The following is a 16,235-nucleotide window of genomic DNA, read 5'->3' as shown; positions in this document are numbered from 1 at the left end:
ATCAACCCGATCGCGATGGATGACGGCCTGCGCTTCGCCATCCGCGAGGGTGGCCGCACCGTCGGCGCCGGCGTCGTGGCGAAGATCATCAAGTAAGCCGGTTGTCGCGGCGGATGCCGCGGCAGCTCCCGGCCACCGGATCCGGACGGACCTGGTGGCGGGAAAAAACCGCGAGAACGGCGAAGGCGGCGAGAGCCGCCGTCGCCTTTTTCGGAACAACTGAACGCCAGTAGCTCAATTGGCAGAGCAGCGGTCTCCAAAACCGCAGGTTGGGGGTTCGAGTCCCTCCTGGCGTGCCACCTGATGACGCGGTCGCGAAAGCGCACCGTGCGACGAGCCGGATGAACAGCAAGGTCGAACAACCCAGGTCCTCCAGCGCCGGCGATATCGTCAAGTACGCGCTTTCCGTGCTTCTGGTCGCCGCCGGCATCTATGCCTACATCTGGTTCGAGCAGTGGCCGGGTGCGCTTCGCGCCCTGGCGGTCGCCGCCGGCCTGTTGGCGGGCCTGGTGGTCTTCCTGACGAGCCAGAAGGGTGCCGAGGTCCGGGAATTCCTGTCCGAAGCCCGGTTCGAGCTGCGCAAGGTGGTCTGGCCGACGCGCCAGGAAGCCACCCGCACCACCTGGGTGGTGATCATCGCGGTGATAGTCCTCAGCCTGATCCTGGCCGGGTTCGACGTGGTCATCCAGGCCGCGGTCAAATGGCTCTTGGGACGTTGAGGAGATGAACGAAGTGCAGAACACGGAAGGCAACAAGCGCTGGTACGTGGTCCATGCGTACTCGGGTTTCGAGAAGTCGGTGGCGCAGGCGTTGCGTGACCGGGTCGCCCGGGCCGAGATGCAGGACCGCTTCGGCGACGTGCTGGTGCCGACCGAAGAGGTCGTGGAGATGCGGTCGGGCCAGAAGCGGCGCTCCGAGCGCAAGTTCTTCCCCGGATACGTGCTGGTCCAGATCGCCACCCATGACGAGAGCGGCATTCCGCGGATCGACAGCGAGTGCTGGCACCTGATCAAGGAAACGCCGAAGGTCATGGGTTTCATCGGCGGTACCGCCGACCGGCCGCTGCCGATCGCCGACCATGAGGCCGATGCCATCCTGAACCGCGTCCAGGAAGGCGTTGAGAAGCCCCGTCCCAAGGTGTTGTTCGAGCCGGGCGAGATGGTCCGCGTCACCGATGGCCCGTTCAACGACTTCAACGGCGTCGTCGAGGAGATCAACTACGAGAAGAGCCGGCTGCGCGTGGCCGTGCTGATCTTCGGCCGCTCCACCCCGGTGGAGCTGGAGTTCGGGCAGGTCGAAAAGGCCTGATCCTGTCCCGGCAAAGTCGCCGGAAACCTGATATAGTACGCGGCTCGCTGTCTTCATGGCAGCCGCGCAGCAAGCACAGCCGCCTCCGGGCGGCTGTTCGCGCAAGCAACGACGTGATGTCGGGACACGTGATTTTCCCGGCGCGATGGGGAGCCTGATGCCAGGCGCTTGCACCCGGAGAGAAGAACCATGGCAAAGAAAGTAATCGGCTACATCAAGCTGCAGGTCAAGGCCGGCCAGGCCAATCCGTCGCCGCCGGTGGGTCCCGCCCTCGGTCAGCGCGGCCTGAACATCATGGAGTTCTGCAAGGCGTTCAACGCGGCCACCTCGAAGCTCGAGCCGGGCCTGCCGACGCCGGTGATCATCACCGCGTACTCCGATCGCACCTTCACCTTCATTACCAAGAGCACCCCGGCCACCGTGCTGCTCAAGAAGGCCGCGGGCGTCACTTCGGGCTCCAAGCGTCCGAATACCGAGAAGGTGGGCAAGGTCACCCGCGCCCAGCTCGAGGACATCGCCAAGGCGAAGCAGGCGGACCTGACCGCCGCCGAGCTTGAAGCGGCTGTGCGCACGATTGCGGGTTCCGCCCGCAGCATGGGTTTGACGGTGGAGGGCTGAGATCATGGCAATGAGCAAGCGCGAGAAAGCAATCAAGGCCGCCGTCGTCCCGGGCAAAAGCTACGCCTTCGACGAGGCCATCAAAATCATCAAGACCGCCACCAAGACCAAGTTCGTCGAGTCCGTCGACGTCTCGGTGCGACTTGGCGTCGATGCGAAGAAGTCCGACCAGCAGGTGCGTGGCTCCACCGTGCTGCCCGCCGGTACCGGCAAGAGCGTGCGCGTCGCCGTGTTCGCACCGGCCGGTGCCAAGGCTGACGAGGCCCTCGCGGCCGGCGCCGAGGCGGTCGGCATGGACGATCTGGCCGAGAAGATGCAGGCCGGTGACCTCAACTACGACGTCGTCATCGCTACCCCCGACGCCATGCGCGTGGTCGGCAAGCTGGGCCAGGTGCTCGGCCCGCGCGGCCTGATGCCGAACCCGAAGGTCGGTACCGTTTCGCCGAACCCGGGTGAAGCCGTGAAGGCCGCCAAGGGTGGGCAGGTCCGCTACCGCACCGACAAGGCCGGCATCATCCACTGCACGATCGGCAAGGCCGACTTCGACGATGCTTCGTTGAAGGGCAACCTCGAGGCGCTGCTGGCCGACCTGATCAAGGCCAAGCCGGCGACCGCGAAGGGCCAGTACCTGCAGAAGGTCTCGGTCAGCTCGACGATGGGGCCGGGCGTGACCGTCGACCAGTCGACGCTGGCGCTCAAGTAATCGCATCAACCCGGGCGCCCTGGGCGTCCGGGACACTTTTGAGGGCATCGCAAAGGCTCCGGCCCGCGCGATAGCCGTCAAAGACCGCAGGCGCGGTCAGCGCGTGGCAACGACGGGCAGGGAGGCTCGCACTGGCAGGGAATCGCCGTCGCCGCAAGCGGGATCGCTTAATCCAGTCCCCCCGCGGGGCAGGGCCTGCGTAGATGGTTGCCGACCCTCCAGCTTTTTCGAAAGCGTGTTTTGGAAACGGCCACCACCCGGAACGCCAGCCGGCGTTCCCGGCATCGGGCCAACGATGCCGACCGAGTACCGCTCCCGGGCGCGTCGCCTGGGGCGGAGTTGAAGTACGGAGGAGTGCAATGGCTCTTAATCTGACCCAGAAGCAGGAAGTCGTTGCCGAACTGGCCGAGGTCGCCGGCAAGGCGCACTCGCTGGTCGCCGCGGAGTATGCGGGTGTCACCGTCAGCCAGATGACGGACATGCGCAAGAAGGCGCGTGAGTCTGGTGTGTTCCTCAAGGTTGCGAAGAACACCCTGGTTTCGCGTGCAGTGGACAACACCGATTACGCCGTCATCAAGGACGAGCTGACCGGTCCTCTGCTGTATGCCTTCTCGCAGGAAGACCCCGGTGCTGCCGGACGTCTGATGAAGGAGTTCGCCAAGGCGAACGACAAGCTGAAGCCGCGCCTTGTTTCGTTGGGCGGGCAGCTTTACCCGGGCTCCCATGTGGACGTCCTGGCATCGCTGCCGACCCGCGACGAAGCGCTGTCGATGCTGCTCAGCGTCATGGTCCAGCCCGCCACCCAGCTGGTCCGCTTGCTCAGCGAACCGGCCTCGCAGGTCACCCGCGTCGTCAACGCGGCCGGCCAGGCGAAGGCGGCGTAAGCCAACCCAGTTCGGTTTCGTTTCCAGAAACCAAAAGTCGTTTCCAATCTAGATAACCGAGGTATACACAATGTCCCTGTCCAACGAGCAGATCATCGAAGCGATCGCCGAAAAGTCCCTCATGGAAGTGATGGAGCTGGTGAAAGCGATGGAAGAGAAGTTCGGCGTGTCCGCGGCCGCCCCGGTCGCCATGGCTGCCGCTCCGGCCGCCGGCGGCGGTGCCGCTGCTGAAGAGCAGACCGAGTTCACCGTCGTGCTGAAGGCCGCCGGCGAGAAGAAGGTCGAGGTCATCAAGGTCGTCCGTGCCATCACCGGCCTGGGCCTGAAGGAAGCCAAGGACCTGGTCGAAGGCGCGCCGAAGGAAGTCAAGGAAGGCGTGTCCAAGGCCGATGCCGACAAGCTCAAGAAGGACCTCGAGGCAGCCGGTGCTGCCGTCGAAGTGAAGTAAGCAGTACTTGCGTCGCCAGGCATCACCGGCGACCACCTGAGGCTGGGGGCGAAAGCCCCCGGCCTTTGGCCGTTCTTGCACGACCCTGTAGTACCGAGTTCAAAACAGACCCGAGTTGGCAGTTGGAAGTAGCGGGAGATGGCGTGCTGGTGCCGGCAATACCAGCGACTTCCCACTGGCAATTTTCACGTTCCCCCGGGGTCGCGGACGCGCGACCCGATGATGACCCGAGGCGGTAGCTCAAATGACCACAGCTTCCACGACGAACCTGGCTCCCCCGAAGCAGTATTCGTTCACCGAGAAGAAGCGCATCCGCAAGGACTTCGGCAAGCGCAAGTCGATCCTTGAAGTGCCGTTCCTGCTCGCGATCCAGGTCGACTCCTATCGCGCCTTCCTGCAGGAAGACATTGATCCCGCCAAGCGCGAGGACCGCGGCCTGCACGCCGCCCTGAAGTCGGTCTTCCCGATTTCCAGCTACAGCGGCAACGCCGCCCTCGAATATGTCGGCTACAAGCTCGGCGAGCCGGCGTTCGACGAGCGCGAGTGCCGCCAGCGCGGCATGAGCTACGGCGCCCCGCTGCGCGTAACCGTGCGCCTGGTGATCTACGACCGCGAGTCGTCGACCAAGGCCATCAAGTACGTGAAGGAGCAGGAGGTCTACATGGGCGAGATCCCGCTCATGACCGGCAACGGCACCTTCATCGTCAACGGCACCGAGCGCGTCATCGTCTCCCAGTTGCACCGCTCGCCCGGCGTGTTCTTCGACCACGACCGCGGCAAGACCCACAGCTCGGGCAAGCTGCTCTACAGCGCCCGCATCATCCCGTATCGCGGTTCCTGGCTGGACTTCGAGTTCGATCCGAAGGATTCGCTGTTCACCCGCATCGATCGCCGCCGCAAGCTGCCGGTGACCGTGCTGCTGCGTGCGCTGGGCTACAACAACGAAGAGATGCTGGCCGAGTTCTTCGAGGTCAACACCTTCCACGTCGATCCCAAGGAAGGCGTCCAGCTGGAGCTGGTGCCCGAGCGCCTGCGCGGCGAGACCCTGGACTTCGACCTGGCCGATGGCGACAAGGTCATCGTCGAGGCCGGCCGCCGCATCACCGCGCGCCACGTCAAGCAGCTCGAAGCTTCCGGCATCGAGGCGCTGGCCGTGCCTGACGCCTACCTGGTCGGGCGCATCCTGTCGCACGACGTGGTCGACGCCAACACCGGCGAGCTGATCGCCAACGCCAACGACGAGATCACCGAGGAGCAGCTGGAAGCCTTCCGCAAGGCCGGCATCGAAGTAGTCGGCACCATCTGGGTCAACGACCTGGACCGTGGCCCCTTCATCTCCAACACCCTGCGCATCGACCCGAGCAAGACCCAGCTCGAGGCGCTGGTCGAGATCTACCGGATGATGCGCCCGGGCGAGCCGCCGACCAAGGACGCCGCGCAGAACCTGTTCCACAACCTGTTCTTCACCTTCGACCGCTACGACCTCTCGGCCGTGGGCCGGATGAAGTTCAACCGCCGCATCGGCCGCAAGGAAACCACCGGCGCTTCGGTGCTGTACGACGCCAAGTACTACGGCGAGCGCAAGGACGAGGAGTCCAAGAAGCTGGTCGCCGAGCATGGCGAGAGCTCCGACATCCTGGACGTGATCAAGGTCCTCACCGAGATCCGCAACGGCCGTGGCGTGGTGGACGACATCGACCACCTGGGCAACCGTCGTGTCCGGTCGGTGGGCGAGATGGCCGAGAACACCTTCCGCGTGGGCCTGGTCCGCGTGGAACGTGCGGTCAAGGAGCGCCTGTCGATGGCCGAGTCCGAAGGGCTCACCCCGCAGGAGCTGATCAACGCCAAGCCGGTGGCCGCCGCGATCAAGGAGTTCTTCGGCTCCTCGCAGCTGTCGCAGTTCATGGACCAGAACAACCCGCTGTCGGAAGTCACCCACAAGCGCCGCGTGTCGGCCCTTGGCCCGGGCGGCCTGACCCGCGAACGCGCCGGCTTCGAAGTGCGCGACGTGCACCCGACCCACTACGGCCGCGTCTGCACCATCGAGACGCCGGAAGGCCCGAACATCGGTCTGATCAACTCGCTCGCGGTGTTCGCGCGCACCAACCAGTACGGCTTCCTGGAGACGCCGTACCGCAAGGTCGTGGACGGCAAGGTCACCGATGAGGTCGAGTTCCTTTCGGCCATCGAAGAGAACGAGTACGTCATCGCCCAGGCCAACGCCGGGCAGGACGAGAAGGGCACGCTGACCGCCCAGTTCGTCGCCTGCCGCTACCAGGGCGAGTCGCTGCTCAAGCCGCCGGCCGAGATCCACTTCATGGACGTCTCGCCGATGCAGACCGTGTCGGTCGCCGCGGCGCTGGTGCCGTTCCTGGAGCACGATGACGCCAACCGCGCACTGATGGGCGCCAACATGCAGCGCCAGGCCGTGCCGACGCTGCGTGCGCAGAAGCCGCTGGTCGGTACCGGCATCGAGCGTGCCGTGGCCCGCGACTCCGGCGTGACGGTGAACGCGCTGCGTGGCGGCACGGTCGAGCAGATCGATGCCGGTCGCATCGTGGTCAAGGCCAACGAGGACGAGATCGTCGGCGAGACCGATGCCGGCGTCGACATCTACAACCTGATCAAGTACACGCGTTCCAACCAGAACACCTGCATCAACCAGACCCCGCTGGTCAACGTGGGCGACGTGATCGCCCGCGGTGACGTGCTGGCCGACGGTCCGTCCACCGACATCGGTGAGCTGGCCCTGGGCCAGAACATGCTGGTCGCGTTCATGCCGTGGAACGGCTACAACTTCGAGGACTCCATCCTCCTGTCCGAGCGCGTGGTCCAGGAAGACCGCTACACCACGATCCACATCGAGGAACTGACCGCCGTCGCCCGCGACACCAAGCTCGGGCCGGAGGAGATTTCCGCCGACATCCCGAACGTGTCCGAGCAGGCGCTCAACCGCCTCGACGAGTCCGGCGTGGTGTACATCGGTGCGGACGTCCGTGCCGGCGACATCCTGGTGGGCAAGGTCACGCCCAAGGGCGAGAGCCAGCTGACCCCGGAAGAGAAACTGCTGCGGGCGATCTTCGGCGAGAAGGCGTCCGACGTTAAGGACAGTTCGCTGCGCGTGCCCCCGGGCATGGACGGCACCGTCATCGACGTGCAGGTCTTCACCCGCGATGGCATCGAGAAGGACAAGCGCGCCAAGCAGATCGAGGAGTCCGAGATCCGCCGCGTCAAGAAGGACTTCGACGACCAGTTCCGCATCCTCGAGGCGGCGATCTACAACCGCCTGCGCGGCCAGCTGATCGGCAAGACCGCCAATGGCGGCGCCGGGCTGAAGAAGGGCGAGACGGTGACCTCGCTGGTGCTCGACGGCCTGAGCAAGAAGGACTGGTTCAGCCTGCGCATGAAGGACGAGGACGCCGTCGAGGCGATCGAACGCGCGCAGAAGCAGATCCAGGCCCACGAGCAGGAGTTCGAGCGCCGCTTCGCCGACAAGCGCGGCAAGATCACCCAGGGCGACGACCTCGCTCCGGGCGTGCTGAAGATGGTGAAGGTGTTCCTGGCAGTGAAGCGCCGCATCCAGCCGGGCGACAAGATGGCCGGCCGCCACGGCAACAAGGGCGTGGTGTCGACCATCGTGCCGGTGCAGGACATGCCGTACATGGCCGACGGCCAGACGGTGGACATCGTGCTGAACCCGCTGGGCGTGCCGAGCCGCATGAACATCGGCCAGATCCTCGAGGTGCACCTGGGCTGGGCCGCAAAGGGCCTGGGCCAGAAGATCCAGCGCATGCTCGAGGCACAGGCCAAGGTGGCGGAGCTGCGCAAGTTCCTGGACGACATCTACAACCACGACAGCAAGCTGGCCGGCCAGCGCGTCGACCTCGACCAGTTCAGCGACAAGGAGCTGCTGGCCCTGGCGGGCAACCTGATCGACGGCGTGCCGATGGCGACACCGGTGTTCGACGGTGCCGAGGAGGCCGAGATCAAGCGCATGCTCGAGCTCGCCGAGCTGCCCAGCAGCGGCCAGGCCACGCTGCATGACGGCCGCACCGGCGAGGCGTTCGATCGCCAGGTCACGGTCGGCTACATGCACATGCTGAAGCTGAACCACCTGGTGGACGACAAGATGCACGCCCGTTCGACCGGTCCGTACTCGCTCGTCACCCAGCAGCCGCTGGGCGGCAAGGCGCAGTTCGGCGGCCAGCGCTTCGGCGAGATGGAAGTCTGGGCGCTGGAGGCGTACGGCGCGGCCTACACCCTGCAGGAAATGCTGACGGTGAAGTCCGACGACGTGCAGGGCCGCAACCAGATGTACAAGAACATCGTCGATGGCGAGTACGAGATGGTCGCCGGCATGCCGGAGTCCTTCAACGTGCTGGTGAAGGAAATCCGCTCGCTCGCGATCAACATGGAGCTGGAAGAGACCCGGTGACCGGACGGGGAGCGCCGCTTGAAGCGCGCTCCCCCGCCGTCGCTACCGGACATCCACAGCCCTTCGACGATTTACTCCTCCACGGAGAACGAAAATGAAAGACCTGCTCAACCTGTTCAACCAGCAGCGTCCCGCGCTCGACTTCGACGCGATCAAGATCGCGCTGGCGTCGCCGGACCTGATCCGTTCGTGGTCCTTCGGCGAGGTCAAGAAGCCCGAGACCATCAACTACCGCACCTTCAAGCCCGAGCGCGACGGCCTGTTCTGCGCCGCCATCTTCGGGCCGATCAAGGACTACGAGTGCCTGTGCGGCAAGTACAAGCGCATGAAGCACCGCGGCGTGGTCTGCGAGAAGTGCGGCACCGAAGTCACCCTGGCCAAGGTGCGTCGCGAGCGTATGGGCCACATCGACCTGGCATCGCCGGTCGCGCACATCTGGTTCCTCAAGTCGCTGCCTTCGCGCATTGGCCTGATGCTGGACATGACCCTGCGCGACATCGAACGCATCCTGTACTTCGAGGCGTTCGTGGTCACCGAGCCGGGCCTGACCCCGTTCGAGCGCGGGCAGTTGCTCAATGAAGAGCAGTACATGCAGGCGCGCCAGGAACACGGCGACGACTTCGAGGCCGCGATGGGCGCCGAGGCCGTCTACGACCTGCTGCGCACGATCGACCTGCAGTCCGAGATGGTGCAGCTGAAGGAAGACATCGCTGCCACCGGTTCGGAAACCAAGCTCAAGCGCCTGACCAAGCGGGTCAAGCTGGTCGAGGCCTTCCTCGAGTCCGGCAACAAGCCCGAGTGGATGATCATGACGGTGCTGCCGGTGCTGCCGCCGGACCTGCGTCCACTGGTGCCGCTGGATGGTGGCCGCTTCGCGACCTCCGACCTCAACGATCTGTACCGCCGCGTCATCAACCGCAACAACCGCCTGCGCCGCCTGCTTGAGCTCAACGCGCCGGAAATCATTGTGCGCAACGAGAAGCGCATGCTGCAGGAATCGGTCGATGCGCTGATGGACAACGGCCGTCGCGGCCGCGCCATCACCGGTACCAACAAGCGTCCGCTGAAGTCGCTGGCCGACATGATCAAGGGCAAGCAGGGCCGGTTCCGCCAGAACCTGCTCGGCAAGCGCGTGGACTACTCCGGCCGTTCGGTGATCGTGGTCGGTCCGTACCTCAAGCTGCACCAGTGCGGCCTGCCCAAGAAGATGGCGCTTGAGCTGTTCAAGCCGTTCATCTTCGCCAAGCTGCAGCGCCGTGGCCTGGCCACCACCATCAAAGCCGCCAAGAAGCTGGTCGAGCGTGAAGAAGCGGAAGTCTGGGACATACTCGAGGAGGTCATCCGCGAGCACCCGGTGCTGCTCAACCGCGCCCCGACCCTTCACCGCCTGGGCATCCAGGCGTTCGAGCCGGTGCTGATCGAGGGCAAGGCCATCCAGCTGCACCCGCTGGTCTGCACCGCGTTCAACGCCGACTTCGACGGTGACCAGATGGCCGTGCACGTGCCGCTTTCGCTGGAAGCCCAGCTGGAAGCGCGTGCGCTGATGATGGCGTCCAACAACATCCTGTCGCCGGCCAACGGCGAGCCGATCATCGTGCCGTCGCAGGACGTCGTGCTGGGCCTGTACTACATGACCCGCGCCCTGGAGAACAAGAAGGGCGAGGGCATGGCGTTTGCGAACGTGGCCGAAGTCAAGCGCGCCTACGACAACCGCGTGGTCGAGTTGCACGCCAAGGTCAAGGTCCGCATCACCGAGACCATCAACAACATCGATGGCAGCAGCGAGCAGAAGTCCTCGATCGTCGACACGACCGTGGGCCGCGCCCTGCTGCGCGAGATCCTGCCCGAGGGCCTGCCGTTCGAGCTGGCCAACACCGAGCTGACCAAGAAGAACATCAGCCGCCTGATCAACTCGTGCTACCGCATGCTGGGCCTGAAGGACACCGTGGTGTTCGCCGACCAGCTGATGTACACCGGCTTCGCCTACGCGACCCGCGCCGGCGTCTCGATCGGTATCGACGACATGACGATCCCGGACGAGAAGAAGGGCATCCTCGGAGAGGCCGAAGCCGAGGTGCTGGAGATCCAGGAGCAGTACCAGAGCGGCCTGGTCACCGCGGGTGAGCGCTACAACAAGGTGGTGGACATCTGGTCGCGCACCAACGAGCGCGTGGCCAAGGCGATGATGGACACCATCGGCACCGAGCAGGTGGTCAACGCCAAGGGCGAGACCGTCAACCAGAAGTCGATGAACTCGGTCTACATCATGGCCGACTCCGGCGCCCGTGGTTCGCAGGCCCAGATCCGCCAGCTCGCCGGCATGCGTGGCCTGATGGCCAAGCCGGACGGCTCGATCATCGAGACGCCGATCACCGCGAACTTCCGCGAAGGCCTCAACGTCCTCCAGTACTTCATCTCGACCCACGGTGCACGAAAGGGCCTGGCCGATACCGCGTTGAAGACGGCGAACTCGGGTTACCTGACCCGCCGCCTGGTCGACGTGGCGCAGGACGTGGTCATCACCGAGGACGACTGCGGCACGATGGCCGGCCTCACCATGACCCCGATCGTCGAAGGCGGCGACGTGGTCGAGCCGCTGCGCGATCGCGTGCTGGGCCGCATCGTGGCCGAGGACGTGTTCCTGCCGGGCAACGACGAGGATCCGATCGTGACGCGCAACGAACTGCTCGACGAGCAGTGGGTGGCGCGCCTCGAGGATGCCGGCGTGCAGTCGATCAAGGTCCGTTCGACCATCACCTGCGAAAGCGCCTTCGGCGTCTGCGCGCACTGCTACGGCCGCGACCTGGGCCGTGGTCACATCGTCAACCACGGCGAGGCCGTGGGCGTGGTGGCCGCGCAGTCGATTGGTGAGCCGGGAACCCAGCTGACCATGCGTACCTTCCACATCGGTGGTGCGGCTTCGCGTGCGGCGGCAATCGACAACGTGACGGTGAAGACGACCGGTTCGATCAAGTTCAACAACCTCAAGCACGTCGAGCACACCAACGGCCACCTGGTCGCGGTGTCGCGCTCGGGCGAGCTGTCGGTCCTCGATCCGCATGGCCGCGAGCGCGAGCGCTACAAGCTGCCCTACGGCGCCACCGTCAGCGTCAAGGACGGTGCCGAGATCAAGGCCGGCCAGCAGGTCGCGAACTGGGATCCGCACAACCACCCGATCGTCTCGGAAGTGGCAGGTTTCATCCGCTTCATCGACTTCGTCGAGGGCGTGACCGTCATCGAGAAGACCGACGAGCTGACCGGCCTGGCGTCGCGCGAGATCACCGATCCGAAGCGTCGCGGTTCCGCGGCCAAGGACCTGCGCCCGATCGTGCGCATCGTCGACAAGAACGGCGACGACCTGAACATCCCGGGCACCGACCTGCCGGCGCAGTACCAGCTGCCGCCGCGCTCGATCGTCAACCTGCAGGACGGCGCTGCCGTCGGCGTGGGCGACGTGGTGGCCAAGATCCCGCAGGAAGCGTCCAAGACCCGCGACATCACCGGTGGTCTGCCGCGCGTGGCCGACCTGTTCGAAGCCCGCAAGCCGAAGGATCCGGCGATCCTGGCCGAGCGCTCGGGCATCGTCAGCTTCGGCAAGGACACCAAGGGCAAGCAGCGCCTGATCATCAAGGATGCCGACGGCAACGAGCACGAGGAGCTGATTCCCAAGTACCGCCAGATCATCGTGTTCGAAGGCGAGCACGTGGAGAAGGGCGAGACCGTGGTGGATGGCGAGCCGAGCCCGCAGGACATCCTGCGCCTGCTGGGCGTGGAGCCCCTGGCGGTCTACCTGACCAAGGAAATCCAGGACGTCTACCGCCTGCAGGGCGTGAAGATCAACGACAAGCACATCGAAGTGATCGTCCGCCAGATGCTGCGCAAGGTCGAAATCACCGACCAGGGCGACAGCAAGTTCCTGCACGGTGAACAGGTCGAGCGCCAGCGTTACGTCGAGGAGGCCGATCGCGTCGCCAAGCGCAACGAGATCGTGCCGCAGTACAACCCGGTCCTGCTCGGCATTACCAAGGCCTCGTTGGCGACGGAGTCGTTCATCTCCGCAGCGTCGTTCCAGGAAACCACCCGCGTGCTCACCGAGGCTGCCGTGCGCGGCACCCGCGATGGCCTGCGCGGCCTGAAGGAGAACGTGATCGTGGGTCGCCTGATCCCCGCGGGCACCGGCCTGGCGTACCACAGCCAGCGCCGCAAGAACGCCTCGGGCCTGACCGACTCCGAGATGGAGGCGTTGTCGGCGCCGGTCACCGCCGAAACCGAGGCTCCGGCCGAGGCGGGCGAGGAATCGAGCGCTTCGTAGTACCGAGGTACAGCGGCGGCCTCCAGGGGCCGCCCCAGATCACCAAATGAGGCGCACGGAGCGCCTCGTGTTGGGCCCAGGGAAGGGCGGGATCAAGGCAGCGACGTGGATCAGGGCGGACAGGTTCCGCCCCCACGGAGGTGTGTCGGCTCCGCGTTTGACGGCGACGTCCGGCGCGGGCTATACTTTTCCGTCTCGGTGGGCCGGGTGTACCCGGCTTGCCGTTCGTTTTTCACAGAGGCGCGGCAATCGGCCGGCCTTTCATCAAAGAGCTCCAGATGGCGACGATCAATCAGCTGGTCCGCAAGCCGCGGCAGGCGCCTACTTTCAAGAGCACCTCCCCGGCACTCGAGAACTGCCCGCAGCGCCGTGGCGTCTGCACCCGTGTCTACACCACCACTCCGAAGAAGCCGAACTCGGCGATGCGGAAGGTGGCCAAGGTGCGCCTGACCAACGGTTACGAGGTCATCTCGTACATCGGTGGTGAAGGGCACAACCTCCAGGAGCACTCGGTGGTGCTGATCCGCGGCGGTCGCGTCAAGGACCTCCCGGGCGTCCGCTACCACACCGTTCGCGGTGCGCTCGACGCCGCCGGTGTCGCCAAGCGCCGCCAGCGTCGTTCCAAGTACGGCGCCAAGCGCCCGAAGTCCTGAGGAAGTTGAGACATGTCGCGTAAAGGTTCCGCACCGCAGCGTTCGATCCTGCCCGATCCCAAGCATGGCAGCGAGACGATCGCGCGTTTCATCAACATGGTCATGTACAGCGGCAAGAAGTCGGTCGCCGAGAAGATCGTGTATGGCGCCATGGATGTGATCGGGGAGAAGAACCCCAATCCGCTCGAGGTCGTCGAAAAGGCGCTCGGCAACATTTCCCCGGCCGTCGAGGTGAAGTCCCGCCGCGTCGGTGGCGCCACCTACCAGGTGCCGGTCGAGGTTCGCGCCTCCCGTCGCATGGCGCTGGCGATGCGCTGGCTGATCGATGCCGCCCGCAAGCGTGGCGAGAACACCATGCCGCGCAAGCTTGCCGCCGAGCTCCTGGATGCGTCCGAGAGCCGTGGTGGTGCCATCAAGAAGCGTGAAGAGACCCATCGCATGGCGGAAGCGAACAAGGCGTTCGCCCACTACCGCTGGTAATTCGAGTCTCCCGGCACGCTGTGCCGGGGGCTGAAGCAGCGTTTCGGCGCTGTCGCGGCGGCCTTGATGCCGCCACGCGAACCGGAGGCCGCCGTCAGGCGGCATCCGGCCATTTGGAAACTTAAAAATACGAGAGGGTCCCGTGGCTCGCACCACTCCCATCGAGCGTTACCGCAACTTCGGCATCATGGCCCACATCGATGCCGGCAAGACCACCACGTCCGAACGCATCCTGTTCTACACCGGTGTCAGCCACAAGATCGGCGAAGTCCATGACGGCGCCGCGACGATGGACTGGATGGAGCAGGAGCAGGAGCGCGGCATCACCATCCAGTCCGCTGCCACCACTGCGTTCTGGTCGGGCATGGACAAGACCCTGCCCGAGCACCGCTTCAACATCATCGACACCCCCGGACACGTCGACTTCACCATCGAGGTGGAGCGTTCGCTCCGCGTGCTCGACGGTGCGGTGTTCGTGCTGTGTGCGGTCGGTGGCGTGCAGCCGCAGTCCGAGACCGTCTGGCGCCAGGCCAACAAGTACGAAGTGCCGCGCTTGGCCTTCGTCAACAAGATGGATCGCACCGGCGCCAACTTCGACAAGGTCGTCAGCCAGCTGAAGGCCCGCCTGGGTGCATACCCGGTGCCGATGCAGGTGCCGGTCGGCGCCGAGGACGGCTTCGATGGCGTGATCGACCTGCTGAAGATGAAGCGCATCCACTGGGACACCGCGTCCCAGGGCACGGTCTTCGAGTACGGCGACATCCCGGCGGAGCTTGCCGACAAGGCCGCCGAGGCCCGCTCGTTCATGATCGAGGCCGCCGCGGAGGCGTCCGAAGAGCTGATGGACAAGTACCTCAACGAGGGTGAACTGTCCGAGGCCGAGATCATCAACGGCCTGCGTGAGCGCACGCTCAAGACCGAGATCGTGCCGGTCTACTGCGGTACCGCGTTCAAGAACAAGGGCGTGCAGGCGATGCTCGATGGCGTGATCCAGCTGCTGCCGTCGCCGGTCGACGTGCCGGCGATCCGCGGCATCGACGACGACGAGAAGGAGGCCACCCGCAATGCTTCCGACAACTCGCCGTTTTCCGCGCTCGCGTTCAAGATCATGACCGATCCGTTCGTGGGTTCGCTGACCTTCTTCCGCGTCTATTCCGGCGTGCTGAACTCCGGTGACCAGGTGTACAACCCGGTCAAGTCGAAGAAGGAGCGCGTCGGCCGCCTGTTGCAGATGCACTCCAACGATCGCCAGGAGATCAAGGAAGTGCGCGCCGGCGACATCGCCGCGGCCGTGGGCCTGAAGGACGTCACCACCGGTGACACCCTCTGCGCACAGGATGCGGTCATCACCCTGGAGCGGATGACGTTCCCGGAGCCGGTGATCTCGATGGCGGTCGAGCCCAAGACCAAGTCGGACCAGGAGAAGATGGGTCTGGCGCTGGGTCGCCTGGCGCAGGAAGACCCGTCGTTCCGCGTGCGGACCGACGAGGAATCCGGCCAGACGATCATCTCCGGCATGGGCGAGCTCCACCTGGACATCCTCGTTGACCGCATGAAGCGCGAGTTCAACGTGGAAGCCAATGTCGGCAAGCCGCAGGTCGCCTACCGCGAGACCATCCGCAAGGCAGTCAAGGCCGAGGGCAAGTTCGTCCGCCAGTCGGGCGGCAAGGGCCAGTTCGGCCATGTCTGGCTGGAGATCGAGCCCGCCGAGACGGGCACCGGTTACTCGTTCGAGAACGCCATCGTCGGTGGCGTGGTTCCGAAGGAGTACATCCCGGCGGTCGACAAGGGCATCCAGGAAGTGATTGCCAACGGCATCATGGCCGGCTACCCGATCGTCGACGTCAAGGTGAAGCTGGTCGACGGCTCGTACCATGAGGTCGACTCCTCGGAAATGGCATTCAAGATCGCCGGCTCGATGGGCTTCAAGGAAGGCTTCAACAAGGCCAACCCGGTCCTGCTCGAGCCGATGATGAAGGTCGAGATCGTCACCCCCGAGGATTACCTCGGTGACGTGATGGGCGACGTCAGCCGTCGTCGCGGCATCCTGCAGGGCCAGGACGACAGCCCGTCGGGCAAGATCATCAACGCGATCATTCCGCTCGGTGAGATGTTCGGCTACGCCACCAGCCTGCGCTCGATGTCGCAGGGGCGTGCCACCTTCACGATGGAATTCGACCACTACTCCGAGGCTCCGGCCAACATCGCCGAGTCCGTGGTCAAGAAGTAAGGGCATCGCCGGCCCCCGCCGGCGTGCTTCCCACGAACAAGATCAATCAGGTATCCAGAGGTAATCAATCATGGCCAAGGGTAAGTTCGAGCGCACCAAGCCGCACGTGAACGTCGGCACGATCGGTCACGTCGACCACGGCAAGACCACGTTGACCGCAGCGC

The 16,235-nt window shown here is 65.1% G+C and carries 13 protein-coding genes and 1 tRNA gene; all 14 read left to right on the top strand.

All coding sequences use genetic code 11. The annotated features are described in order from the left end of the window. A partial coding sequence (locus B5D37_RS14385; RefSeq protein WP_484502520.1) for an EF-Tu C-terminal domain-related protein occupies positions 1-96 on the top strand: 96 nt, incomplete at its 5' end. A 127-nt stretch (positions 97-223) separates the two neighbouring features. Further along, positions 224-299 (top strand) — tRNA-Trp (locus tag B5D37_RS14380). A 42-nt stretch (positions 300-341) separates the two neighbouring features. Beyond that, positions 342-719: a preprotein translocase subunit SecE gene (secE, locus tag B5D37_RS14375; RefSeq protein WP_078759426.1), complete on the top strand. Its 378-nt coding sequence runs from the start codon at positions 342-344 to the stop codon at positions 717-719. 4 nt (positions 720-723) lie between these two features. Continuing rightward, positions 724-1,308 carry a transcription termination/antitermination protein NusG gene (gene nusG, locus B5D37_RS14370; RefSeq protein ID WP_078759425.1) on the top strand — a complete coding sequence of 195 codons (585 nt, stop codon included), beginning with the start codon at positions 724-726 and terminating at the stop codon, positions 1,306-1,308. A 189-nt stretch (positions 1,309-1,497) separates the two neighbouring features. Continuing rightward, complete coding sequence (gene rplK, locus B5D37_RS14365) at positions 1,498-1,926, top strand: 50S ribosomal protein L11 (protein WP_078759424.1); 429 nt, start codon at positions 1,498-1,500, stop codon at positions 1,924-1,926. 4 nt (positions 1,927-1,930) lie between these two features. Next, positions 1,931-2,629 (top strand): 50S ribosomal protein L1, encoded by a 699-nt coding sequence (gene rplA, locus B5D37_RS14360; protein WP_078759423.1) that lies wholly within the window; start codon positions 1,931-1,933, stop codon positions 2,627-2,629. A 359-nt stretch (positions 2,630-2,988) separates the two neighbouring features. Further along, positions 2,989-3,513: a 50S ribosomal protein L10 gene (rplJ, locus tag B5D37_RS14355; RefSeq protein ID WP_078759422.1), complete on the top strand. Its 525-nt coding sequence runs from the start codon at positions 2,989-2,991 to the stop codon at positions 3,511-3,513. Positions 3,514-3,583: 70 nt separating this feature from the next. Then, positions 3,584-3,961, top strand: a complete 378-nt coding sequence (gene rplL, locus B5D37_RS14350; protein WP_078759421.1) for a 50S ribosomal protein L7/L12 — start codon at positions 3,584-3,586, stop codon at positions 3,959-3,961. 244 nt (positions 3,962-4,205) lie between these two features. After that, positions 4,206-8,396 (top strand): DNA-directed RNA polymerase subunit beta, encoded by a 4,191-nt coding sequence (rpoB, locus tag B5D37_RS14345; RefSeq protein WP_078759420.1) that lies wholly within the window; start codon positions 4,206-4,208, stop codon positions 8,394-8,396. A 94-nt stretch (positions 8,397-8,490) separates the two neighbouring features. Then, positions 8,491-12,708, top strand: a complete 4,218-nt coding sequence (gene rpoC, locus B5D37_RS14340) for a DNA-directed RNA polymerase subunit beta' (protein ID WP_078759419.1) — start codon at positions 8,491-8,493, stop codon at positions 12,706-12,708. 278 nt (positions 12,709-12,986) lie between these two features. Further along, a complete protein-coding gene (gene rpsL / locus B5D37_RS14335; protein ID WP_078759418.1) occupies positions 12,987-13,361 on the top strand; it encodes a 30S ribosomal protein S12 in 375 nt (124 codons plus the stop codon). A gap of 12 nt (positions 13,362-13,373) precedes the next feature. Continuing rightward, entirely contained in the window at positions 13,374-13,841 is a 468-nt protein-coding gene (rpsG, locus tag B5D37_RS14330) for a 30S ribosomal protein S7 (protein ID WP_078759417.1), read from the top strand. A gap of 142 nt (positions 13,842-13,983) precedes the next feature. After that, complete coding sequence (gene fusA, locus B5D37_RS14325) at positions 13,984-16,071, top strand: elongation factor G (protein ID WP_078759416.1); 2,088 nt, start codon at positions 13,984-13,986, stop codon at positions 16,069-16,071. 70 nt (positions 16,072-16,141) lie between these two features. Continuing rightward, on the top strand, positions 16,142-16,235 hold a 94-nt coding region (locus B5D37_RS14320; RefSeq protein WP_005434227.1), incomplete at its 3' end, for a GTP-binding protein.

The sequence above is a fragment of the Lysobacter spongiicola DSM 21749 genome (assembly GCF_900167055.1).
GTDB lineage: Bacteria > Pseudomonadota > Gammaproteobacteria > Xanthomonadales > Xanthomonadaceae > Novilysobacter > Novilysobacter spongiicola.
This window is presented reverse-complemented; position numbering and strand designations above follow the sequence as displayed.